Annotated in this window: 19 protein-coding genes and 4 tRNA genes; 10 read left to right on the top strand and 13 right to left on the bottom strand. The window is 43.3% G+C overall.

The features are described from left to right. Positions 1-6: 6 nt before the first annotated feature. The 5 genes from yycF to JJ692_RS02465 form a co-directional block, all read right to left on the bottom strand. Positions 7-714 carry a response regulator YycF gene (gene yycF, locus JJ692_RS02485; protein WP_024424030.1) on the bottom strand — a complete coding sequence of 236 codons (708 nt, stop codon included), beginning with the start codon at positions 712-714 and terminating at the stop codon, positions 7-9. A gap of 347 nt (positions 715-1061) precedes the next feature. Then, a tRNA-Phe gene (locus JJ692_RS02480) sits at positions 1062-1134 on the bottom strand. 27 nt (positions 1135-1161) lie between these two features. Next, positions 1162-1238 (bottom strand) — tRNA-Asp (locus JJ692_RS02475). Positions 1239-1320: 82 nt separating this feature from the next. After that, positions 1321-1392 (bottom strand) — tRNA-Glu (locus JJ692_RS02470). 6 nt (positions 1393-1398) lie between these two features. After that, a tRNA-Lys gene (locus tag JJ692_RS02465) sits at positions 1399-1474 on the bottom strand. Positions 1475-1816: 342 nt separating this feature from the next. Here JJ692_RS02465 and JJ692_RS02460 point away from each other — a divergent pair. Continuing rightward, complete coding sequence (locus JJ692_RS02460) at positions 1817-2341, top strand: peroxiredoxin family protein (RefSeq protein WP_024424031.1); 525 nt, start codon at positions 1817-1819, stop codon at positions 2339-2341. A 29-nt stretch (positions 2342-2370) separates the two neighbouring features. On the opposite strand, the gene JJ692_RS02455 is transcribed toward JJ692_RS02460, so the two are convergent. From JJ692_RS02455 to JJ692_RS02440, 4 genes are all read right to left on the bottom strand, one after another. After that, positions 2371-2580, bottom strand: coding sequence for a hypothetical protein (locus JJ692_RS02455; RefSeq protein ID WP_073208146.1), 210 nt, complete (start codon positions 2578-2580; stop codon positions 2371-2373). A 13-nt stretch (positions 2581-2593) separates the two neighbouring features. Further along, positions 2594-3727: a DUF418 domain-containing protein gene (locus tag JJ692_RS02450; RefSeq protein WP_198457321.1), complete on the bottom strand. Its 1134-nt coding sequence runs from the start codon at positions 3725-3727 to the stop codon at positions 2594-2596. 136 nt (positions 3728-3863) lie between these two features. Next, positions 3864-5153 carry an adenylosuccinate synthase gene (locus JJ692_RS02445; protein ID WP_024424032.1) on the bottom strand — a complete coding sequence of 430 codons (1290 nt, stop codon included), beginning with the start codon at positions 5151-5153 and terminating at the stop codon, positions 3864-3866. Positions 5154-5363: 210 nt separating this feature from the next. Continuing rightward, positions 5364-5951: a TetR/AcrR family transcriptional regulator gene (locus JJ692_RS02440; protein WP_044333093.1), complete on the bottom strand. Its 588-nt coding sequence runs from the start codon at positions 5949-5951 to the stop codon at positions 5364-5366. A 136-nt stretch (positions 5952-6087) separates the two neighbouring features. On the opposite strand from JJ692_RS02440, the gene JJ692_RS02435 reads away from it, so the two are divergent. Then, the gene (locus tag JJ692_RS02435) at positions 6088-7293 is read left to right on the top strand and encodes a cytochrome P450 (protein ID WP_133744924.1); all 1206 of its coding nucleotides are present in this window, start codon (positions 6088-6090) and stop codon (positions 7291-7293) included. A 32-nt stretch (positions 7294-7325) separates the two neighbouring features. Here the strand turns inward: JJ692_RS02435 and JJ692_RS02430 are convergent, their stop codons facing one another. The 3 genes from JJ692_RS02430 to JJ692_RS02420 all read right to left on the bottom strand — a co-directional run bounded on the left by JJ692_RS02430 (position 7326) and on the right by JJ692_RS02420 (position 10400). After that, positions 7326-7739 (bottom strand): VOC family protein, encoded by a 414-nt coding sequence (locus JJ692_RS02430; RefSeq protein WP_024424033.1) that lies wholly within the window; start codon positions 7737-7739, stop codon positions 7326-7328. Positions 7740-7868: 129 nt separating this feature from the next. Next, the gene (gene dnaB, locus JJ692_RS02425) at positions 7869-9233 is read right to left on the bottom strand and encodes a replicative DNA helicase (protein ID WP_003214779.1); all 1365 of its coding nucleotides are present in this window, start codon (positions 9231-9233) and stop codon (positions 7869-7871) included. A 213-nt stretch (positions 9234-9446) separates the two neighbouring features. Continuing rightward, a complete protein-coding gene (locus tag JJ692_RS02420; protein ID WP_206534168.1) occupies positions 9447-10400 on the bottom strand; it encodes a DUF4885 family protein in 954 nt (317 codons plus the stop codon). A gap of 109 nt (positions 10401-10509) precedes the next feature. Between JJ692_RS02420 and JJ692_RS02415 the strand changes: the two genes are divergently transcribed. Then, positions 10510-11367 carry a hypothetical protein gene (locus JJ692_RS02415; protein ID WP_206534167.1) on the top strand — a complete coding sequence of 286 codons (858 nt, stop codon included), beginning with the start codon at positions 10510-10512 and terminating at the stop codon, positions 11365-11367. 144 nt (positions 11368-11511) lie between these two features. Here JJ692_RS02415 and JJ692_RS02410 read toward each other — a convergent pair whose 3' ends face one another. Beyond that, positions 11512-11739 (bottom strand): hypothetical protein, encoded by a 228-nt coding sequence (locus JJ692_RS02410; RefSeq protein WP_206534166.1) that lies wholly within the window; start codon positions 11737-11739, stop codon positions 11512-11514. 533 nt (positions 11740-12272) lie between these two features. Between JJ692_RS02410 and JJ692_RS02405 the strand changes: the two genes are divergently transcribed. Genes JJ692_RS02405 through JJ692_RS02375 form a run of 7 tightly spaced genes read left to right on the top strand, consistent with a single transcriptional unit; the run spans position 12273 to position 25136 of the window. Beyond that, positions 12273-13157, top strand: a complete 885-nt coding sequence (locus JJ692_RS02405; protein ID WP_103132528.1) for an alpha/beta hydrolase — start codon at positions 12273-12275, stop codon at positions 13155-13157. Between the two features lie 4 nt (positions 13158-13161). Next, the gene (locus tag JJ692_RS02400) at positions 13162-13947 is read left to right on the top strand and encodes a 2,3-dihydro-2,3-dihydroxybenzoate dehydrogenase (protein ID WP_103132527.1); all 786 of its coding nucleotides are present in this window, start codon (positions 13162-13164) and stop codon (positions 13945-13947) included. A 26-nt stretch (positions 13948-13973) separates the two neighbouring features. After that, positions 13974-15152, top strand: a complete 1179-nt coding sequence (gene dhbC, locus JJ692_RS02395; protein WP_206534165.1) for an isochorismate synthase DhbC — start codon at positions 13974-13976, stop codon at positions 15150-15152. Positions 15153-15179: 27 nt separating this feature from the next. Further along, the gene (locus JJ692_RS02390) at positions 15180-16799 is read left to right on the top strand and encodes a (2,3-dihydroxybenzoyl)adenylate synthase (protein WP_206534164.1); all 1620 of its coding nucleotides are present in this window, start codon (positions 15180-15182) and stop codon (positions 16797-16799) included. Between the two features lie 18 nt (positions 16800-16817). Then, complete coding sequence (locus tag JJ692_RS02385; RefSeq protein WP_041105837.1) at positions 16818-17726, top strand: isochorismatase family protein; 909 nt, start codon at positions 16818-16820, stop codon at positions 17724-17726. Positions 17727-17739: 13 nt separating this feature from the next. Further along, positions 17740-24888, top strand: a complete 7149-nt coding sequence (locus JJ692_RS02380; RefSeq protein WP_206534163.1) for an amino acid adenylation domain-containing protein — start codon at positions 17740-17742, stop codon at positions 24886-24888. Between the two features lie 20 nt (positions 24889-24908). Beyond that, entirely contained in the window at positions 24909-25136 is a 228-nt protein-coding gene (locus tag JJ692_RS02375) for an MbtH family protein (RefSeq protein WP_024424043.1), read from the top strand. The last annotated feature ends 37 nt before the right edge of the window (positions 25137-25173 follow it).

Below are 25173 nucleotides of genomic sequence, written 5' to 3'. Positions count from 1 at the left end.
AGAATCTTAGTCCTGCTCTGGGTTTCTTAAATAGTAGCCGACGCCTCGTCTTGTCACGATCCAGCTCGGGTGGCTAGGGTTGTCTTCAATCTTCTCACGAAGACGACGGACTGTGACGTCTACTGTACGGACATCCCCGAAGTAATCGTAGCCCCATACCGTTTGCAGCAAGTGCTCACGTGTCATGACTTGTCCGATATGTTTCGCTAAGTAATGAAGCAGTTCGAACTCACGGTGCGTTAATTCTATCGTTTCCTCGCGCTTAGACACCACATACGCATCTGGATAAATAACAAGTGATCCAACCTCAATATCATTTGATTCAGATTCTTCCTCCGTCTGCGGAGCAGCGGTTTGTCTTCTCAAATTCGCTTTCACACGGGCAAGCAGCTCACGTGTGCTGAAAGGTTTCGTCACATAATCATCTGCGCCAAGCTCCAGGCCGATGACTTTATCAATTTCAGAGTCTTTTGCTGTCAGCATGATAATCGGCATGTCATATTTCTTTCTCACTTCACGGCATACTTCAACACCATCTTTATTCGGCAGCATAATGTCGAGCAGAATAATGTCCGGCTTGATTTCTTCTACCATTTCAAGGGCTTCGTTTCCATCATATGCACAATGAACCTCATAGCCCTCTTTCCTTAAATTAAATTCCAATATATCAGCAATCGGTTTTTCATCATCTACGACAAGAATCTTTTTTTCCATTGTGATTTCCTCCTGCATTTTTAGCATCTATGTCATTCCATTTTGCATGTATCATTACGCCTTTTTCGTTTATGAAAAAAAGGCTCACTGTCTATTATAACGTTTTACGTGGCAAAGATAAAAATAATAACGGCTTTCTTTTCTAGTAAACGTTGGATAGGAAGGCGCCGCCCGAAAAAATTGATGACTTTTTCCTTTTTTATTGAAACTTTTCCAATCACCAGCCGTCTATATAGATGTAACGTCTTCTTCTTATGGAGCCGGGCCCTACCTAGGTCCGGCTTCTCCCTTTTTATGCCTTCTTTTCATAATAAAAACGCACCTGCGATTGCAGATGCGTTTGGAAGTGGCTCGGGACGGAATCGAACCGCCGACACACGGATTTTCAGTCCGTTGCTCTACCAACTGAGCTACCGAGCCATCATCAAAAAGATGAATATGTATAAATGGCGGTCCGGACGGGACTCGAACCCGCGACCTCCTGCGTGACAGGCAGGCATTCTAACCAACTGAACTACCGGACCTCAGTAACTTGCCCGAAAAAGCAATCGTGGTGCTCCTTCAAGCAAGTGAGGAAAAAATTAGCTTAACGCTAAAGTAAATCAATGACCCGTACGGGATTCGAACCCGTGTTACCGCCGTGAAAGGGCGGTGTCTTAACCGCTTGACCAACGGGCCAATACATGGTGAGCCATGAAGGACTCGAACCTTCGACCCTCTGATTAAAAGTCAGATGCTCTACCAACTGAGCTAATGGCTCTCGGTTTGTGAAAAGTGAATCTGAAGAAGCTGTATTGCGCCAAACCAATCGCTTTAAAAAAGCTGGAACATCGCATCCTAACAAGTTTCAGAGACCTTTGCAACAACGAGATTTATAATATCATAGAGTAATTACATATGGCAATACGTTTTTCGACATTTTTTAAAAAAAGTGTCGGATTTAAATATCTCCTATCAAAGCTCCCACTTCTGCAACCGCCTTCATTAGATACGCCTTTTCGGATGTCTTCTGCCTACTCAAACACATAGACACGTTTCAGGCCGCTCAAAAATGGCTATACATGAAACAAGTGACATTGTCATTGAAAAAGGAGGAAGCAGTATGAGTTCATTCAAATTAGGAGATAAAATGCCCAACTTTTCACTTCCAACAATACAGGGCGATCACATTGATTTCGACAAACATTTAGAGGAGCATCAAAGCTGGCACCTGATCGTTTTCTTTAGAGGATCTTGGTGTCCGGTATGTGTAGAAGAGTTAAAAGAGCTCGAACAGCAGCAATCATATTTTCAGGACAAGGATATTCACTTGATGGCGATTTCCACGGATAACCCTGATGACTTGAAGGCATTTGCGGATAAAGAGGGACTGTCCTTCCCGATCATGTATGACCATGACCTCACGTCATTAAAAGCATATGAAGTCCACTATCACGGGGAAGATGCCCCATATGAAGACCACGGGGTGCACGGTGAACCCGCCTATTTCTTATTAAATGAAAAAGGTCAAGTGCTCTATCAGCAAAGACAAACAAGTCCGTTTGGCAGACCGCACGCCAACGAACTACGCAAAATCATTCAGTACATCCGCAAAAATTTAAAAGGCCAATATAAAAGCCTGAAGTAAGGAAAAAGCCCTCGCGATGAGGGCTTTTTTTATGAACGCTTTTTATTATATAGCCAGTCTGCGGTGAAAAAAACAAAGATACCCGCCATGAGAATGACAAAAGTAACCGGTGGTCTGTCACCTTGGAAAAACGCGTACAGCGCATGCCCTCCTAATGCTAGAAGATAAAAGACAAATGCCGGCACAGCAGCTTTATGTGCATTCGCTTGTTCTCTTTTCGTCATTTTTTTAAAAAACATTGTGCTCTCCCCTTTATGATGCTTGTTTCATCGTCACCCTGCGAAGTGCCCGTGAACGGATATATTCCATTGGTCCAATTCTCCAAACCTTTAGGCAAAATGCTGAAATCGCGATTTGCAGAAGTGAAATCAACAGCCATGCCAATACAATAAGAGGCGCATTGATTTGACCGCCAAGACCCAATCCCCAGCTATAAAAAAGAATGGAGCAGATGACATTTTGCAGAATGTAGCAGCTAAGCGCCATTTTCCCTACATATTCAAACCAATTCCACATGAACCATGACTCCGTGCGTGCGAGGAGCTTCGCAATGACAGCTATATAGAAAATAGAGAGAAATGGTGAAAAGGCGTAGCGCACCATAAATTCCACTAGATCGTTCGGAACGAAGACTAGTGCATTCAGCGGCAGACCAACCCACAGTCCAATTCGGAACAATATTCTCCGGAGAGATTGTCCGCGTTCATTTGCATAAAATACACCGGCTCTCATCATCCGCACACCTAATAAAAACAGAAATGTGTTCATTGGAATAATAAAGACCGCTTCTTCTCGGTACATGAAGAAGTGTTGTAACCGTTCTTGAACCTGCGAAATCCATGTCTCTGGCAGCTGCTCTTCCAGCGCTGGTTCACCGCTTTGATCATCGGTCGCTGACTCCATTTCAGAGAGGGAGTACAGCATCAGACATGACATCACGAGCAGATGAATCACACCTGAGAACACCATGCCCTTTTTGATGCGCCTGCTTCCTCCCCGTACAATGTAAGCCACAAGCAGCCCCGTAACGGCATAGCTCATGAGCACATCATATTCCATCACAAGTGTAAAATGAACAAAGCCTTCGATAAATAAAAATAAAAGAATCCATAAATAAGTACCCGGCCAAGGCGTGTCCTTCCTTTTTGCCTGCTGGTATTTCAGCTCCAATCCAACACCAAACATGATCGTGAGCAGCGAGAGCATTTTTCCATAAACGAACATGGAGACAAGACTTTCTAGAAAACTACCATTTTCATATTCATCCGCAATCTGATCTGTCGCAAAGGTATCCCCTGCATACGCAAAAAACCAGACGTTCGTTCCCAAGGTGCCTAGTATGGCAAAACCTCGTAAAATATCTAATAATCGTATTCTTTCTTTCACTAGAACGCTCCTTCCTCCTATACAGTTATCATATTTTGGTAATGACCGGAAGTCCGTTCTACTGAAATTAAGAAATATTTAAACAAAAAAACACCAGTAAAATGCGAGATTTTACTGGTGCCTCATCAATCTATTCTTATGGACGGTACACGCTGCGGACAACGTTCGTTTGTGAACGATCTGGTCCGACTGAGAAAATGGAAAGTGGAATACCTGTTAATTGTGAAATGCGCTCTAAATAATGGCGGGCATTTGCAGGCAGTTCACTTAAGTTCTTTACGCCTGTAATATCCTCTGTCCATCCTGGCATTTCTTCGTAGACAGGCTCACATTTCGCTAATTCATTTAGGCTTGCTGGGAATTCCTCAGTGATTTCTCCATTCAATTTATAAGCGACACAGATTTTCAATTTTTCAATCCCTGTCAGTACATCAATTGAGTTAAGAGATAAATCTGTAATTCCGCTCACACGGCGTGCATGACGGACAACAACGCTGTCAAACCAGCCGACACGGCGCGGGCGTCCAGTTGTCGTACCGTATTCACGGCCAACCTCACGAATTTGATCGCCAATTTCATCATGGAGTTCTGTTGGGAATGGGCCATCTCCAACACGTGTTGTGTACGCTTTTGACACGCCGACTACATGTTGGATTTTTGTTGGTCCTACACCAGAACCAATCGTCACGCCTCCAGCTACCGGGTTAGATGACGTCACAAATGGGTATGTCCCTTGATCAATATCAAGCATGACCCCTTGTGCTCCTTCAAATAACACGCGGCGGCCTTCATCTAGTGCATCATTCAAAACAACAGATGTGTCTACGACATATTTTTTCACTTGCTGGCCATATTCATAATACTCGTCTAAAATATCTTCAATCTTGAAGCCTTCTGTGTCGTACATTTTCTCTAAAAGACGATTTTTCTCTTCTAGATTGCGTGCAAGCTTCTCTTCAAATACTTCACGATCTAATAGATCTGCGACGCGGATACCAACGCGGGCAGCTTTATCCATATAAGCTGGTCCGATTCCTTTTTTCGTCGTACCGATCTTGTTAGCCCCTTTCCGCTCCTCTTCTACCTCGTCCAATTTTAAATGGTAAGGCAGAATAACATGGGCTCTATTGCTGATTCTGAGGTTATCTGTACTCACATTCCGTTCGTGAAGATACGCAAGCTCAGTGACCAACGCTTTAGGATCAACCACCATTCCATTACCGATGACACAAGTTTTCTCTTTATAAAAAATACCGGATGGAATGAGGTGTAGCTTGTATGTCACTCCATCAAATTTGATCGTGTGACCTGCATTGTTTCCCCCTTGATAACGGGCAATCACCTCTGCATTTTCTGAAAGGAAATCGGTAATTTTCCCTTTCCCTTCGTCACCCCACTGCGTACCTACTACGACTACTGAAGACATATCGTGCACCTCCGTTAACCTTTCAAAACGTTATCTCTTTCAAACACATTTATTTTATCAATGCACAATGAAAAAGTCAACGCGAAATCCGAACATTAATATCTCGAAATTGAATTTTGTTCGTTTTAAATATGAGAAAAAGCGCTTTAATCGTCTCTTCAATGCTTAAAAAGGGAGATTTTGAGTAAAAACAACGATTTTGATTTGTCCCTATTTTGATTGATTTTGAATCAGCTGAATCATTGAACTTGCCATAAAATCAGGTGAGTACGGTCTTCCTGTCCTCAGCCACCATTCAGCCGTGCCAGCATAAGCGGACATGACGAATTGCTTCTGCATGTCGAGAGGAACAAGATGCCGAGCAGCCTTTTTACCTGCGACCTCCTCTGCCCCTAAAGAAAAGCTATCTTCAAAAAAAGCACAAACCGTTTGACGAATATTGAGCTCTCGGCCTCTTTTCAAGAGAATTTGATACTCCTCTTCATGTTCCTGCAAATGCTGATAAAAGCGAAAAATATACACATATGCTGCATGCTCTTCTTGCCAATCTTCTTCCGATACAGGAGCAAAAATAGCATCTTTCATCACATCAAACATCTCAGCCATCACCTGCTGGGCAAGATCAAATTTATCCTCATAATGCTGATAAAAAGTCGTCCGGTGGATGCCTGCCCTCTTCGTCAAATCCTGTACAGAAATTTTGCCCCACTCTTTTTCTCTTAATAACTGAAATAACGCTTTTCTTAAATGCTGTTTTGATTCCGTTGCGCGCTTATCCCCTCTGTAGCAGTCCGCCACAAGCCGCTCTCCCCTTCCTCTTTTCTTCAACAGATTTCGTTTTTCTGTTGGTTGAATCCCCCAGGCTGATGAATTAACTTTAATCTAACACAATGAAAAAAAGGAATCATCTGACAACCCATAAGGAGTGATAATCGTGGAAACAACAACACCAAATGCCGTGCAAAAAGCGTTATTAAGAGGGAAACATAAGCAGGATCCGTATCACCCGTTCGATTGGTATGCCAACATGCGTCAGACATCACCTGTTCATTTTGATGAAGCCAGCCAAACGTGGAGTGTATTCACCTACGAGGAAGCAAAGCGTGTGACAATCGATAAAGATACCTTTTCGAGTCAGCCGCCTAAAGACCGGCGGAAGCATTCCTTGATGAAAACAATGGTGATGATGGACCCGCCCAATCACACTCGCATCCGCTCCATTGTCAGCAAAGCCTTTACACCTCGAGTCATGAAATCGTGGGAGCCGCGTATTCAAGAATTGATGGAAGAACTCATGGCAGAATTAGAAGGAAAACAAGAGATTGACCTTGTTCAAAACATTTCGTATCCACTCCCAGTCATCGTGATCGCAGAGCTTTTAGGTGTGCCGTCAGAGCATAAACAATCCTTTAAAGAATGGTCAGATATTCTCGTCAGTATGCCTAAAAGTGAAGATACGGAGGATGTCGCTGAATGGCAGAAAATTCGGGACCAAGGAGAAGCTGACATGATGGCGTTTTTTGCAGACACTATTGAAAGAAAACGTCACAACCTCGGTGATGATTTGATTTCTCTCCTCATCCAAGCGGAGGAGAATGGAGACAAGCTGTCAGCGGATGAATTAATTCCATTCTGTAATCTTCTTCTTTTAGCTGGCAATGAAACAACCACTAATTTGATCTCCAATATGGTCTTTAGCTTGTTAGAACAGCCAGGTACGTATAAAGCACTCGCTCAATCTCCTGAACTTATTCCTCGAGCGGTAGAGGAAGCAGTCCGTTTTCGTGCACCAGCTCCTACGATCGTCCGCTATGTCACAGAAGACACAGTGCTCGGAGGAAAAATGTTGAAAAAGGGGGACAATGTCATCGTGTTTCTTGCGTCTGCCAACCGGGATGAGCGTCATTTTTCAAACGCACATGAATTTGATATACACCGCCATCCTAACCCTCATATTGGTTTCGGGCACGGCATCCATTTCTGTCTAGGCGCACCGCTTGCTCGTCTTGAAGCATGCACTGCTATGAAGGTCTTAATGGAACGATATGAGGCGCTGGAGCTTCTCTCTTACGTTCCAATGACAAGCAGCAGTATGTATGGATTGAAAGAGCTGAAACTGCGTGTGACATCTCGTTCATAACAGAAAAGACTCCCGGACGTGGGAGTCTTTTTTTAAACGGGGGTGATTCCATCTGTGTTCATGAGGACAACTCGGTACCCATCTGGATCTTCAATGGTTGCTCCTCCTCGTTCCCAATATGGATTTGTTGAGGTGACTTGCCGTCCGCCAAATGAGAGCAATCTCTTTTTCATTTGCTGAAATTCCTCTGCATCTGGAATATAAAAAACAAGCAGCTGTTCTGGATGCGGGACGGGCAGGCTGTCTTCTTCTTCATGTTTGGTGATTTCTAAATGAACATGCTGGTGAGGCAGCCCTAGCATCACACCATCGTACCCTTCATGCTGATCAAATGAGCCTATTCGTTTGAGCCCTAAGCCTTCTTCATAAAAAGAAACAACCTCTTTCATGTTGACGGTTGGGCGTGCGATACGTAATTGAGCGGCTTCAAACTGTTGAAATTTCATCAGTCTTCACTCCTTTTCTCCTTTTAGTATACGCTCTCTCTTTTTCTCTCTCCTCCTCATTTTGATTGTTTTTTCAATCATTCTTTCGATGTAGATCAATCAAAAAAGCCCAGCTTCTTGAGCTGGGCTTTAAGCACCGGGCGGAACTCCCGCATCATCAAATCTTCTTTCCAGATTGACGAACTTGTTATATTCTTTGACGAACGCCAGTGATACTGTACCAACTGGACCGTTACGCTGTTTGGCAATAATGATTTCAATAATGTTCTTATTCTCTGATTCTTTGTCATAGTAATCATCACGATAAAGGAATGCCACGATATCGGCATCCTGCTCGATACTTCCTGATTCACGAATATCAGACATCATCGGACGTTTGTCCTGACGCTGCTCTACCCCACGGGAAAGCTGAGACAAGGCAATAACCGGAACTTCAAGCTCCCTTGCCAGCGATTTTAATGCCCTAGAGATTTCAGAAACCTCCTGCTGACGGTTATCACTTGACCGTCCGCTTCCTTGAATGAGCTGCAAGTAGTCAATCAGGATCATGCCAAGACCATTTTCTTGCTTCAAGCGGCGGCATTTCGAGCGAATTTCACTTACTCTAATTCCAGGTGTATCATCAATGAAAATCCCACTGTTTGACAGCGAGCCCATCGCCATTGTCAGCTTGCCCCAGTCCTCTTCTGTCAGATTACCGGTTCTTAGGTTTTGTGCGTTGATATTCCCCTCTGCACAAAGCATACGCATAACGAGCTGCTCAGCTCCCATCTCTAAACTAAAGATAGCAACACTTTCGTCCGTTTTGGTCGCAACATTTTGGGCAATGTTCAATGCGAAGGCGGTTTTCCCTACTGATGGACGAGCCGCTACAATGATTAAATCATTTCGCTGGAATCCAGCTGTCATCCGGTCAAGCTCAGAGAAACCTGTTGGAATCCCTGTGATATCGCCTTTACGGTTATGAAGCTGTTCAATATTATCGTATGTTTGAACAAGTACGTCCTTAATGTTTTGAAAGGCTCCTGAGTTTTTACGCTGCGCCACTTCCATAATGGTCTTTTCAGCATCGCTCAACAGGTCCTCTACTTCATCCTCACGCGTGTATCCATCTTGTGCAATGGTTGTCGCCGTACGGATCAGACGTCTTAAAATGGATTTCTCTTCTACAATTTTTGCATAGTATTCAATGTTTGCGGCAGTTGGGACAGAGTTCGCAATATCGGTTAAATACGAAATCCCGCCTACCTCTTCTAGTAAATCTGTATTGGCAAGCTCAGATGTCACCGTGACAAGATCGACCGGTTCTCCTCTATCGCCAAGTACAAGCATCGCATTGTAAATCTTTTGATGCGACATTCTATAGAAATCCTCTGGAATTAATACCTCAGAAGCGAGCGTTAGCGCAGATGGTTCTAAAAAAACAGCACCTAATACGGCCTGCTCGGCTTCTATATTTTGCGGCGGCAGCCGGTCATCGAGAAGTTCCGTCATGCCAAGCACCGTCCTTTCATAAAAAAATACGCTACTCATCATTTTAACATTTTCATCAATAAAAAAGTGAAAAACATCGACTATAGTCAAAATTACCATGTTGATATTTTGTGCAAACCAGCGCATTTCAATAGAAAAGACTCTGTAACATCAATTGTTATAGAGTCTTTCGTTATCGCTAATGATTTTGTATCTGTCATCGTTCAAGTTTTGTTAATCTATCGCTTTCTTAACCCCATAATTCACCTTTTGACCAATGTCTTGTAAAGAACCGTTTTGATAACCAATAGATAACACCAAATCTGGAATGGAATCAAACCCGTTTTTGGCTAGGTCAAATAGCTGTGCTCCATAATGTGAAGCGGCAACGCGCGCATTTTCTGCTGTATATGGATTTTTAAGAATTTCTTCTTTGTATAGATCAAAAATATTCGTTCCGTTATCCGTTACAAATTGACCGTTTACAATGCTTAAATCCTTTAAATTGTAGCCTGTGACCGTTTTGATTTGATTGACAAGATGGAACTTGGCCAGAGAATCCGGTGTGAATTGAGTAGAATCATCATTTCTGCTTTTCATGATATGGAAAAATAATTCTCTTGTATTGTTGGTTGTATTTAATACGTCTTCTATTTGTTTCATCAGCGATTCATCTTTTGAACCACTTACCACTAATTTAAAATTGTTCGGGTCAATGGTAAAGGTTAAATTCGTGTTTTTAGGAATGGTTATACCGTTTTTAGAGAATAAATCTTGTAATTGTTCGTTCACTTTTTGACGATTGAGTATTTTCTTTTCTACACTTTCTTGCGTAGGATCGTACCGTTTTTCATTACGGAAGATGGCGTCATTGAAGTCATATTGTCCACCTTTATTATTCCTTGCCCAACTCATTTCCATAATGTAAGCAGCTTCTCTTTCCGGTTTTGTTAGATCACTTCTGAAATAAGAAGAGTAAGGGTTTCTATACTTATTATATATATGGTCTTGAGGATCATTGAAACGTTTATTTTGTTCATTTATTTTTTCGTATTTTTCATCTAATATTTTCATCCGTCTATCAGATTCGGTCATCACCTCATTTGTACTTTTAATCGTTGATTGGTCTTTAGAGTCTATTCGGTTCTGATTGTTTGAAGCTGCCGTGTATGACGTATTAATATTCATTTTGATTCTCCTTTTTTAAAAAATTAGTGATTATTAAATATATCGGCATTTCAGTTAAAATTTGTTAGTTTTGATCCGATATAGTAATTATTACAAGGAGGGTTAAAATATGACAAATACTATCTTCAAACGTTTTTTATTACCTGCATTGGCATTCGTGCTTGTTACTAGTTTTTTTGCACCTCATTCAGCGGAAGCGGCTATTACGGGGAATAACAGTCCTAACACAGCCAGCTCAATGGGATATTGGAAAAATAGTCGTTCAGATACAACAATCTTACCTGAAGGTGAAAATGAAGCGTATTATCAGTTCACGATCAATAAAGGTGAAAGGGTTTATGTAAGAAGTTCGTATAATAAGCAATATACAGGGATGAAAATCGAAGTGTATAATTCGAAAAACTCTAGGACAGGGTCCGAAGTTATTAATCCTGATTCAATAACGCCATTTATTTTTGCCAACACTGGTGAAGTTACTTCAACTTCAGAAACTTATTTTGTGAAAGTGACCCGTGGTACATATACGGGAAATATGTATTTTACTGTCTCCATCCAAGATCGTATCAAATCTGGAAATGGGACATTCAATTTTACGGGGACTGCTACTAACTTGGGGAATTCTTCTTTAAATTTTTTAGGAGTTGATTCTTCAGTCATTACAATGGATTTAACTAATAATTCCACAGTTCCTAAACGTGCTATCGTTAAATCGATTTCAACGACTAGTACCCAATCGCCTAACCAAGGAAATGTCACACACAAACTGATGGCTAGTGAAAGTAATATTTGGTACACATCACTTGTTTCATCTGCAACAAGTGGGTCCTATCGTATTTCACTGGAAGATGAATTAAAAGTCGCGCAAAAATGGAGCTTTAAGTACAACGCAAAGGCTACTGCGAGATCTACTATGAGCAATGTCAAAGCCGATATTCGTTACGAATATGATGTCACAGATGGATTTTAATTGAATGGTGTTTGCAGAAAAAAAGTAAGGGGACATCCCTTACTTTTTTCATTTCCGCATTTTTGATGCTATATGATATTTGGCCAACTTTAAAACAGCACCGTGCTTCCATAAGAAATACGCTGCTCATAAAAAGTGAAGGTGTTAATGGTGGTTTTGCTTGAGGGCGTGTTGAAAGAGGAGGATGGTGATCATATCGGTGGCTCGCTGGTATAAATCCCATTGTTCATAGGCCGCAAATGTCATCCGTATTTCATGTAATGATTGCTTCATTTCATGATATTCTTCCACTGTAAACGTATTAAACGTATTTTTCAGTTTGAGCTGATGTTCAAGCAGTTTTAGCCTTAGCTTTCCTAATGGAGTTTTCATTCTGCCTACATTCCCTTCGATCTTGTCTTCCTTAGAAAATTGTATATGAATTTACGCATGAATTTGAATAAGTTGTGAGATATGCTCACCAGCTTTTCAAAAAATTCTCCTCTTTTTTCCTAAAAATACAAGAAGGTCTATAGACTTATTTTTCCTCAAAATGATTTCAAGGAGAAAAACCTATATATATTCCTGAATCAAACAGAAGAAAATGGTAAATATCCCGTGACGGTCAAGGTCTTTGGCATTTCTCCTCTTTTTAAATGACTCAGTCCGGCATTCCCTATTTCCATTCATTTGGTAGTTATTTAGTCCTTTATTTTCCGAAAATTTAGATCAAATTATCAATTACACCACTTAATGAACATTTGACTTCATAATTGATAACCATTATCATTTGATTTGCTTGCGTGATAATTGAGAATCATTTTCATTTGAAGGGACCATTCTTCAATCTCTACACTCATCCTATATCCGCAAGCCTGCTTTTATCAGCATATGAGAGTCAATTTGAGGAAGGGGATATTTTACACATGTCCAAACGCCCTGAAGGAATAGGTACTGAGGATTCTCTTTTCAGTGAAAGCCGTCCTTTTTTTATACCTGGGACGGAGCAGCTGGATATCACAGCACACCCTTACAGACTTTTTATATTTAAACCGAATACAACTCCTCCAGCGGCTGGTTTTCCAGTCATGTACGTGCTTGATGGAAATTCACTTTTTGGCTCAATGGTCGAAGCACTTCGTTTACAGTCAAGAAGGCCTGAAAAAACAGGTGTCGTACCTGCCATCATTGTTGGAATTGGCTATCAGACAGAAGCTCCCTATCATCCGCTCAGGCATTATGATCTCACTCTTACCGGCCCTGACGCTTCCATTGGTGGCAAAAGAAAGGACTTCTCCAACCATACATATGGCGGGGCCTCTGCGTTCTTTTCTTTTTTAGAAAAGATTGTAAAGCCTTATATCGAGCAGCGCTTTCCGATCAACCAGAGTCGTCAAACACTGTTTGGACACTCTCTTGGCGGTCTTTTTGTATTACACACACTATTTGAGCACCCTGATGCTTATCAGACATATATTGCGGGCAGTCCTTCTATCCACTGGAACAAAGAATTATTTCTAGAAAAGGAACACCAATTCACCAGCCATATACGTCAGATGTCTATGAATGTCAGGCTGCTTGTAGGTGTAGGTGAGTTAGAAAAACATCATCCATGTCAAATGAATGATCATGCACATGGACTAGCAAATCGTATGCTGCCTTTATCCGCATATGGCTTGCATACGTCCTATCACGAATTCCCTGATGAAGGACATACGTCCGTTTTACCGGTGCTGATGAATTACGCTTTTCGTTTTGCACTCTATCATGATGATCCTTTCACAACCACAGACATGAAGGAAAGGCAGTGAACACATGAAACACAATGGTCTATCTCAAAAAATTGCCTTGATCACAGGCGCAGGTCAAGGTATTGGACAAGCAGTCGCAAAAAGACTAGCCGAAGAAGGGGCGATTATTGCAGCAGTTGACGCAAATGAAGAGCAGCTGCAAAGCACCGTCCAGCAAATGAAGGATGAAGGCATACGTGCCTTTGCCTATCCAGGTGACATCACCGATCAAGCTTCTGTTCAGCATATTGTCGATCAAATTGAAAAGCAGCTTGGCTCTATTTATTTACTGGTCAATGTAGCAGGCATTCTTCGAATCAGTTCTATTGACAAGCTTAGTGCAGACGACTGGCAACAAACTTTCGCAGTCAACACACATGGTGTCTTTTACGTATCTCAAGCTGTCTCCAAATACATGATGAAAAGATCAGAAGGGGTCATTGTGACTGTCAGCTCTAACGCAGGTGCCATTCCTAGAATGAATATGGCTGCCTATGCCGCTTCAAAAGCAGCAGCTACTTCCTTTACAAAAACACTTGGTTTAGAGCTGGCTGCCTATGGCATTAGATGCAACGTCGTCTCTCCCGGCTCTACCGCAACACCCATGCAATGGGCTTTATGGTCTGATGAACAAGGAGAAAATCAGGTAATTAAAGGCTCATTAGAGACGTATAAAACCGGTATTCCTTTACAAAAAATCGCTGATCCTCAAAACATTGCTGATGCAGTCATCTTCTTTGCATCTGAGCAATCCAGTCATATTACGATGCAGAACCTCACGATTGATGGCGGCGCCACACTCGGAATCTAGCATTTCATTTAAAAGGAGGCCTTTTCATGAAACATTCACTATTGTCGTCAGAAGAGAAAATACAGTTGCTTCAAGACTATCAGCCAGGCGCTTTTTTTCTTGCTTCACCTAAACGCACGATACTTGCCGAAGGGATTTTCCAGCATATTGAAACCAATCAGCTAAATGAACTATCCACAAGGGTAGCGCATGTATTTGACGATGCCAAACAAGCTGGTATTCAAACACCGATTGTGTCAGGTGCTGTCCCGTTTGATCCGGCGCAGCCCGTTCGTTTAAATGTACCAGTCCATGTACAGTTTAGTGATCCACTCGAATTTCAACAAGGTGATGAGGCGTCAGAAGCGGCATCGCCATCCTATGAGGTGACACCTGTCCCCGCTCCAGAGGTCTACATGAATGGTGTGAACGAAGGATTAGCTAAAATTGAGAACGGAGAGCTTAGCAAAATCGTACTCTCTCGATCTCTCCATCTCAAAGCAAATCGAGATATTCATACGAAAACAATACTCGAACGACTGGCTCGTCATAATACAACTGGCTATACGTTTGCTGCAAATGTAGCTGACCCGGCATCTTCCCAAAAGCGCACACTTCTTGGGGCAAGCCCTGAACTGCTTCTTTCAAAAACTGGTTCATCTGTGATTTCCAATCCACTCGCTGGTTCTCGGCCGCGCAGTTCAGATCCAGTAGAAGACCAGCGCCGCCGAGATGAACTCCTTACCTCAGCGAAGGATTTACACGAGCACGCAGTGGTTGTTGAAGCTGTCACTAAAGCGCTTACTCCATACTGTCATACACTAGATGTGCCTGCATCACCATCCGTCATTCAAACAGAAACGATGTGGCATTTATCTACTGTGGTCAAAGGTGACTTAATAGATTCCAGTGTGTCCTCAATTGATTTGGCACTTAGCCTTCATCCAACACCCGCAGTATGCGGCACACCTACAGCAGATGCACGTGAAGCCATTCAAGCGATTGAACCCTTCGATCGAGGATTTTTCACAGGAATGATCGGTTGGGCAGATACAAATGGTGATGGGGATTGGATTGTCACCATTCGTTGTGCAGAAGCTGAGGGTCACTCTCTCCGTCTCTTTGCTGGTGCAGGAGTGGTCAAAGGATCAAAAGCAGAAGAAGAGCTAGCTGAAACATCTGCAAAATTCAACACGATGCTTCACGCGATGGGCATCCATCAGTGATAAAAATAAATAGGAGATGACAAAAACATGTTTGTTCAACCACCTACATGGCCAGAAGAATTTGCAAAACGCTACCGTGAAAACGGCTGTTGGCGTGGGGAAACCTTTGGCGGTATGCTTCGTGAACGCGCCGCATCGTTAGGAAATAAAACAGCCATTACATACGCTGATACGCACATAAGCTACCAAGAACTTGACGAACGCGTCAGCAGTCTTGCTGCCGGTTTTCATCAGCTTGGAATTCAGAAAGGAAGTCGAGTTGTCGTGCAGCTTCCTAACATTCCTGCTTTTTTTGAAGTCATTTTCGCTTTATTTCGAATCGGTGCTTTACCCGTCTTCTCTCTGCCATCTCATAGAAGCAGCGAAATCACTTATTTTATTGAGTTTGCCGAAGCAGATGCATATGTCATACCAGATATCGATGGCGGCTTTGATTATCGATCACTCGCACGTCAAGTGAAAGAAAAGCTTCCCTCATTACCTCATGTCATTGTTGCAGGGGAAGCTGAGGAATTCCTTGGCTTGGATGATCTGCGCAAGGACCCAGCACTTGATCCTCAAATTCATGTAGAGGCAAGCGATATTGCGTTTCTTCAGTTATCTGGAGGCAGCACAGGCCTTTCAAAGCTCATTCCTCGTACACATGATGACTATATTTATAGTCTTTGGAAAAGCAATGAGGTGTGCGAGCTCACACAAGAAAGTGTGTATCTAGCTGCACTTCCAGTTGCACACAACTATCCATTAAGCTCGCCTGGCGTCCTTGGAACGTTATACGCAGGCGGAAGAGTCGTTCTTGCACCTGGATCAAGCCCTGATGTCGTCTTTCCACTCATTGAAAAAGAACGGGCGACCATTACCGCTGTCGTTCCACCTATCGCATTGATTTGGCTAGAGGCCGCTCCTCATCGATCAGATGACTTATCGAGTCTTGAAGTCTTACAAGTCGGTGGTGCTAAATTCAGTGCTGAGGCAGCAAAACGAGTGAAGCCTGCCCTTGGATGTAAGTTACAGCAAGTTTTTGGCATGGCAGAAGGTCTGGTCAACTATACCAGATTAGATGATCCTGAACATATCATAATTCATACACAAGGACGCCCGATGTCTGAATATGATGAGGTACTAGTGGTAGATGATGAGGACAAGCCCGTCCCGCATGAAGTGGCTGGACATCTTTTAACAAGAGGGCCTTATACGATTCGCGGCTACTATAAAGCCGATGAACAAAACAAAAAAGCATTTACACCCGATGGTTTTTACAGAACAGGTGACATCGTGCGATTAACCAAAGAAGGAAATGTTGTTGTAGAAGGCAGAGACAAGGATCAAATCAATCGTGGCGGCGAAAAGGTCGCCGCAGAAGAAGTTGAAAACCATTTACTTGCGCATCCTGACATTCATGATGCCGCCATGGTGTCTATGCCAGATCCATTTCTTGGCGAACGCTCATGTGCCTTTGTTATTGCGAAAGGAAACAACAAACCAGCACCGCACATCTTAAAATCATTTCTAAGAGAACGCGGGCTCGCAGCCTATAAAATTCCTGACCGCATTGAATGGATCGATGCGTTCCCACAAACAGGTGTAGGCAAAGTCAGTAAAAAAGCATTAAGAGAATTAGCTGCAACCCATACTGCTAACGTATAAAAATAAGGAGTGAAAATCATGGCAATCCCTACTATTCCTGCATATCCAATGCCAAGCACACAAGATTTACCCGAAAATAAAGTGAACTGGATACCTGATCCGAAACGTGCTGTTCTGCTGATACATGACATGCAGCAATATTTTTTAAATGCATTTCAACAAGATACATCACCGATCACAGAGTTAGTTCAGCATATTGAACAATTACGTAATACATGCAATGAACTTGGCATTCCAGTCGTCTACACAGCTCAGCCTGGTGACCAAGACCCGAAGGATCGTGCCTTATTAACAGATTTTTGGGGACCTGGACTTGGTGATGATGAAGCATTGACAAAAATCATTGATCAGCTTGCTCCATCTGAAGCAGATACAATGCTGACAAAATGGCGTTATAGCGCATTCAAGAAATCTAATTTTTTGGATATTCTTCAAGAAGGCGGGCGTGATCAACTGATCATTACTGGCGTATATGCACATATTGGCTGTATGCTGACAGCCGCAGAAGCATTCATGCTCGATATTGAAACCTTTTTTGTCGCCGATGCCGTCGCTGACTTTTCACTGAAACATCACAAAATGGCGATGACCTATGCAGCTGAACGCTGTGCAGTCACCACAACGACAAACCAAATCATCAGTCGTTTAACAGGACAAGAAGCAAACAGTGATGATTTATCCTTTGAGGCCATCGTTCACCAAGTAGCTGAGTATCTCCAAATCGAGCCAAATGAAATACCACTTGATGAGAATCTCGTCTACCTTGGGCTTGATTCTATTAGAATGATGAGCCTAGCGGAAAAGTGGAGGCAGCAAGGAGCGACAGTCAATTTCGTTGAGCTTGCAGCAAATCCAACGCTCGCTCATTGGCGGACTCTTCTTTTCCCAGAAAAGCAGCCATCTATCCCAAATATCGATTACTTGTAAAGGAGGTATACCCTTGTCGATCCAGTCAGTCGATTCATTCCCACTAACCGGTGCCCAATCAGGCATTTGGTACGCGCAGCAGCTTGATCCAGCTAATCCTATTTTCAATACAGCAGAGTATATAGATATTAAAGGTCCTATTGATCCCATACATTTTGAAGCCGCCATTAGAAAGACTGTCTTAGAAGCAGATTCCTTGTATATGCGCTTCATTGAAGATACTGACGGTCCAAAGCAATGGTTCTCTTCTAAGAAAGAGATTCCATTCCAATTAGTCAATTTACAAAATGAAAAACAGCCGCTTGATGCGGCTAAAGCATGGATGAAGGCAGATCTTTCAACACCAGTCTCTTTAGAGAAAGATGTATTATTCCGTGAAGTACTTTTTCAGCTTGCTGACGACCGATTTATCTGGTATCAGCGCATTCATCACATTGCCATTGATGGATTCGCCTTTTCGCTCATTGCACGTCGTGTTGCTGAGGTCTATTCAGCCTTATCGCAAGGGACACCTATGCCTCCTCAAACATTTGGATCCTTACATGACGTAGTTCAAGAGGAGTCCACTTATCGACAATCCAATCGATATGAAGCTGATCGAACGTTTTGGAAAAATCGCTTCGCTGATCAACCGGAAATTGTCAGCCTTGCTGAGCTTGCCCCAAGAACGTCGGATCATTTTATTAGAAAAACGGCTGGCTTCGATGCCGAAAAGGTAAGCAAAATGAAAAGAAATGCTCAAGCCTTCGGTGGTACGTGGCATGAAATGATCCTTGCAGCATCCGCATTATATATGCATCGTATGACTGGTGCACATGATATTGTTTTAGGACTTCCTGTGATGATGCGCCTTGGATCGTGCGCCTTACAAACACCCGGAATGGTCATGAACCTGGTACCATTTCGTTTAACATGCAAACCAGAAATGACACTCTCAGCTCTTGTTCGCCAAGTATCTGAGGAACTAAAAGCCATTCGCCCTCATCAAAGATATCGTCACGAGGACATGCGGAGAGACTTTAAACTCATCGGAAGAAATCAGCGATTATTTGGCCCACAGATCAATATCATGCCATTTGATTATGATTTCATGTTCGATCAGAGCATTGGTCAAGCACATAACCTTTCAGCAGGACCCGTGGATGATATATCGATTAACATATACGACCGCGCGGATGGGAACGGATTTCAAATCGACTTTGATGCAAACCCTGCCGTTTACAAAGAGCAAGCAGTTGACGCTCATCAGCAGCGTTTTCTGCAATTGCTGGAGGAAATAACCGGACTAGAGCAAGATCAGACAATCAGTCAATTCAACCTTCTTTTGTCTGAAGAGAAAGAGAACATCCTCAAGCACTGGAATGATACAAAACGAGAATTACCAAAGGAATCTTTACGGGAACTATTTGAAAAGCAAGTGAGCAAAACACCACAAGCAAAAGCATTACAGTTTGAAGGAATTACTTTGACCTATGAAGAGTTGAATAAGCGGGCTAATCAATTAGCTCATTATTTGAAAAAACATGGCATTGGACCAGAACAATTTGTCGCAATTGCTCTGCCTCGATCCATCGATATGGTCGTAAGTCTATTAGCCGTCGTCAAAACGGGAGCTGCATATCTGCCATTAGACCCTGATTACCCTAACGATCGAGTCGCCTATATGCTAGAAGATGCCAAACCGGCGTGCTTGCTCACAGTCAAAGAGACAGCAGACGGTTTGGACCATCCGCACATCGTTCAACTGGATGATTCAACTGTTCATCAGGAGATAGCAGAAAGTCCGCATCTCAATCCGACTTGGAGCGATGGCTCTCCACATCACCCCGCCTACATCCTGTACACATCAGGATCGACAGGCAAACCAAAGGGTGTTGTTGTAACAAAACGAAATGTGATCAACTTTATATTGTCCATGCAAGATTCATTTTTATTAGATCAAGAAGACCAGCTTTTAGCGGTAACGACCATTGCCTTTGATATTTCCGGGCTGGAAATGTTCCTCCCGCTTTTACATGGGGCTGCTATTTTATTGGCAAAAAAAGAAACCATACAAGAACCAGCAAAACTTTCAGACATGATTCGTTCTCATCATGTCACCATCATGCAGGCAACGCCAACGTTGTGGCATGCGTTGGCAGATGAGTACCCTGACGTGATAACAGGTATGCGTGTTCTTGTTGGAGGAGAAGCACTCCCTGCTTCCCTTTTGCACACATTGCAATCTCTTCAATGCGACATTACTAATTTGTACGGACCTACAGAAACGACGATCTGGTCTACGATGGAAAATGTCACAGCACACCGGGAGAATAGCGGGCCGGCAATCGGTAAACCCATTTGGAATACGAGCATTTACATTTTAGATGAAGGACTAAACCCAGTCCCAGCAGGATCAATTGGTGAACTTTATATTGCAGGTGAAGGAGTATCCAGAGGATATCTTGGACGATATGATTTAACGGCTGAACGTTTTGTCGCTGATCCATTCAGCACAAAAGGCACGAGAATGTATCGTACCGGTGATTTAGCCAGATGGCGTGAAGATGGTTCGATTGATTATATCAGCCGTGCCGATCATCAAATTAAAATACGCGGCTTCCGTATTGAACTAGGTGAAATCGAAACCGTAATGATGCAGCATCAAGCCATAAAGCATACATCTGTTATCGTTCGTGAGGATCAACCTGGGCAGCAGCTTCTTTGTGCGTATGTTGTGCTGACAGATGGCTCTTCTCTGCACCCTTCAGAGCTCAGGCAGTTTGCGGCTTCATTACTTCCTGATTACATGGTGCCCTCTGCTGTTGTCGTGTTGCCAGAACTTCCACTTACACCAAACGGCAAAATCGATCGCAAAGCATTACCAGCACCAAATATGTCTTTAGTCAGTTCTGAGCGGACACCTAGAACACCACAAGAAGACATGTTATGTAGTTTATTTGCAGAAACCCTTGGCCTATCTCAAATTGGCATAGATGATAGTTTCTTTGACTTAGGAGGACATTCCTTACTCGCCGCTCGCCTGCTTAGACGTATACGCGATACACTTGGTGCAGACCTAAGCATGAGTACCCTTTTTGAATCTCCTCGGGTTGCTGAGCTTGCGCAGCACATTGACAAAGCGAAGGACATTCGGCCGCCGCTTCAGGTTGAAGACAAACCAGATGAAATTCCATTATCCTTTGCCCAAAAACGGCTCTGGTTCCTTCATTGCCTTGAAGGGCCAAGTCCAACTTACAATATTCCACTTGTCATTCAGCTGACAGGTACACTAGATCAAACAGCTCTCATTGGTGCTTTGGCAGATATCACTGAAAAACACGAAACCCTTAGAACCATTTTTCCAAATAAGAATGGCATGCCAAGGCAGGTCATTTTACATCCGAAAAGTGTTCAGCCTGAACTCCATGTCACAGCTTCAAGCGATCAACAAATTGAGAATCAGTTAAACGAAGCCATTCGCTATAGCTTTCAGATTGAAGAAGAACCTGCACTTCGAGCTGAATTATTCACGCTTGATGCAAACCGATCCGTACTGCTTCTATTGCTGCATCACATCGCTGGTGACGGCTGGTCACTTGCACCTTTGACACGAGACTTAGCGGCAGCTTACGAAGCCCGTATACAAGGAAAATCCATCTCCTTGCCAGCGGAACCTGTTCAATATGCTGACTATGCTATATGGCAGCAGAAGCTGTTGGGCAGTGAAGAAGAGACGAATAGTCTATTTGCCAAGCAGCTCAGCTATTGGAAAGGTGCCTTACATGACCTGCCTGAAGAACTTGAGCTTCCTTACGACTTCCCGCGTCCACAGGAAGGAAGCTTCAACGGTGCGACGATAGACTTTACGATTGAACCCGCTTTACATCAGAACCTCCTTGAGCTTGCAAAGCAGCATCAGGTGAGTTTGTTCATGGTGCTTCAAGCATCACTTGCAGCATTACTGACACGCCTTGGAGCGGGGACAGATATCCCAATCGGCAGTCCGATTGCTGGACGGAATGACGATGCACTTGACGACATTGTAGGCTTGTTTGTGAACACACTAGTATTACGTACAAATACAGCTGGTAATCCAACCTTTAGTGAGCTATTGAAGCGAGTGCGAGACGTTGACCTAGCAGCCTATGAGCATCAGGATCTGCCATTTGAACGGCTAGTCGAAATCCTAAACCCAACCCGGTCCAGATCAAGAAATCCATTGTTCCAGGTCATGCTAGCCTTCCAAAATACACCGAAGGCAGAAATGAAGCTGACACAACTTGACTCAGATCTTTACGTGAAACCAGTAGGGTCAGCTAAATTTGATCTGACCATCGAATTAACAGAACAAAGAACGGAAACTGGGTCAGCAGCAGGTTTAACAGGATTGTTTGAATTCAGTACAGATGTATTTAAACAAAGCACCATTCGAGCAATTGCTGACAGAATGAAGCGATTTTTAACTGAAGTGACTGAGCGCCCACACGTGCCGATTGGTCAAGTGAACATTTTATCAGATAAAGAGCGGCAAACATTTCTCCCTGATAAAAAGACATTCGCTCAGTTAGATCAAGCACATAGTCTCCCGGCCTTATTTGAAAAAACGGCGCAGCAATACCCTGATCGAGTGGCTGTAACGTATGGCAATAGGCAGCTGACCTATGGTGAGTTAAACAACAAAGCCAATCGTCTTGCTCATTTATTAATAGAAAGAGGCGTTGGACCAGAACAGTTCGTTGCACTTGCCCTGCCTAGATCAATCGACATGCTCGTAAGCTTGTTAGCCGTTCATAAAGCAGGCGCAGCCTATGTTCCGCTTGATCCTGACTATCCAGCAGACAGGCTGGCATACATGATACAAGATGCCAAACCCGTTTGCAGCATCACAACAAAAGCAGATGCAGTGCATCTCCCTGCTGATTGCGATTTGATTTTGTTAGACGAAAAAGAAACGAGCGATCAATTGCTGACTATGCCAAGTCATAATCCGGCTGATATAGACAGAATTGAACCGCTATCTTCTCTGCATCCGGCCTATATTATTTATACATCCGGTTCTACAGGGAAACCAAAAGGAGTGGTCATCCCACATCAAAATGTCATCCGTCTTCTGACATCTACTGAACATTGGTTCCATTTTGATGAAGAGGATGTTTGGACAATGTTCCATTCTTATGCCTTTGATTTTTCAGTATGGGAAATATGGGGACCACTTTTATATGGCGGCAGGCTTGTCATTGTACCTCATACCATCTCTCGCTCTCCTGAAGAGATGCTGCAGCTTCTAGTCGAGGAAGGGGTAACTGTGCTTAACCAAACACCTTCTGCCTTCTATCAGCTCATGCAGATAGACAAGGAACAACAAACACTAGGCCAAGCATTATCACTCCGCTATGTCATCTTTGGCGGTGAAGCATTAGAGCTTAGCAGATTAGAAGATTGGTACAGCCGTCACTCAGACTGTAAGCCAAAGCTCATTAACATGTACGGCATTACAGAAACCACCGTACATGTTACGTACAATGAACTCAATCGAGATATGATCACAAAGAACTCCAGCAGTTTAATCGGCGAACCGATTCCTGATTTACACGTGTACGTACTAGATGAACACCTACAGCCTGTTCCCCCTGGGACGACAGGTGAAATGTATGTAGCTGGAGCTGGCCTTGCAAGAGGTTATCTAGGCAGACCTGACCTAACATCAGATCGATTCCCTGCCGATCCATATGGCGCACCTGGCACAAGGATGTATCGCACAGGCGACCTTGCGCGCTGGACAGAAGAAGGGGCTCTTGATTACATTGGCAGAGCCGATCATCAAATTAAAATACGCGGCTTCCGCATTGAACTTGGAGAAATCGAAGCCGTTCTGGCACGCCACGATGCAGTTGCACAAGTTGCCGTCATGATGCGAGAGGATCAGCCTGGCGACAAACGCCTAGTCGCCTATATCGTCCCAACTGAAGAAAACCGTTTCGATACAGAGACCCTTCGTCATTTTGCAGCAGCCAGTCTTCCTGATTACATGGTGCCCGCGGCATATGTACAGATTGACGCCATGCCGCTTACAGCAAACGGGAAGCTTGATCAAAAATCACTGCCAGCCCCTCAATTGTATTTACAGCAAACGGATGGCCGCGGCCCAAGAAACCCGAAAGAGGAAATCCTATGTCATCTCTTTGAAGAGGTACTTGATTTGCCTAAAATCAGCATAGACGATCGCTTTTTTGACATTGGCGGGCATTCACTGCTTGCAGTTCGTTTAATCAGCCGCATTCGTGATGCACTTGGTGTCAAACTAAGCATTGGAACATTGTTTGAAGCACCAAATGTGGCAAGTTTGGCAGAGAAACTAGAAACAGGAAGCGATGAAAACGCACTAGACATCTTGCTCCCGCTGCGAACAAATGGAGAAAGATATCCTCTTTTCTGTGTTCACCCAGCAGGTGGTCTGAGCTGGTGCTATGCAGGTCTCTTGAATACATTAGAGAAAGACATCCCTATTTATGGATTACAGGCACGAGGAATCGCAAGAAAAGATGACTACCCGCACACACTAGATGATATGGCTGCGGATTACATCAAGCACATCCAAACGATTCAGCCAAAAGGCCCTTATCATCTTCTTGGCTGGTCATTAGGTGGAAACGTTGTACAGGCAATGGCTACACAGCTCCAGCAGCAAGGTGAAGAAATCGCACTCGTTGCGATGCTGGATGCCTATCCAAATCATTTCTTACCGATTAAAGCAGCACCTGATGAAGAAGAAGCACTAATTGCTCTTCTTGCGCTCGGCGGTTATGATCCAGATACCTTAACAGGTGAACCGCTCACGATGAAAAGTGCCGTCGACATTTTGAAAAAAGATGGCAGTGCACTAGCAAGCTTAAGTGAAGATGCCATTAGAAATCTAAAAGAAACCTATGTGAATTCAGTTCGATTGCTCGGAGAATATCAGCCAAAAACTTATCAGGGGGACATATTATTCTTTAGATCTACCATTATCCCAGATTGGTTTACACCAATTGATCCCGAAGCATGGGCACCTTATATCAACGGAACAATTGAACAGCACGACATTCATTGCCGGCACAAAGACATGTGCCAGCCTAAACCCCTAGCAGAAATTGGTGTCATCTTAGACAACGCACTGCATCGGGTCAAACAAAAGCACTAAGAATAAAGGAGAGATGACAAATGACAAATCCCTTTGATCGTGAAGACGGTGTATTTCTTGTGCTGGTCAATGAACAAGGACAGCATTCACTTTGGCCATCATTTGCACCAGTGCCAGATGGATGGGAAAAGGTCTTTGGTGAAGACACTAGAAATGCCTGCATCGATTATATCCAGACACACTGGCAGGACTTGCGGCCATTAAGTTTAACAAAAAAACCAGCGCTAGCTCATGGAAAAACGGAATAAATCATCGCACCCTGATCTCACTCAGGGTGCTTTTTTG

It is taken from the genome of Bacillus sp. 3a, assembly GCF_017161885.1.
Classification (GTDB): domain Bacteria; phylum Bacillota; class Bacilli; order Bacillales; family Bacillaceae; genus Bacillus; species Bacillus safensis.
The sequence above is the reverse complement of the archived record's forward strand: the minus strand, read 5'-3'. Positions and strand labels throughout refer to the sequence as shown.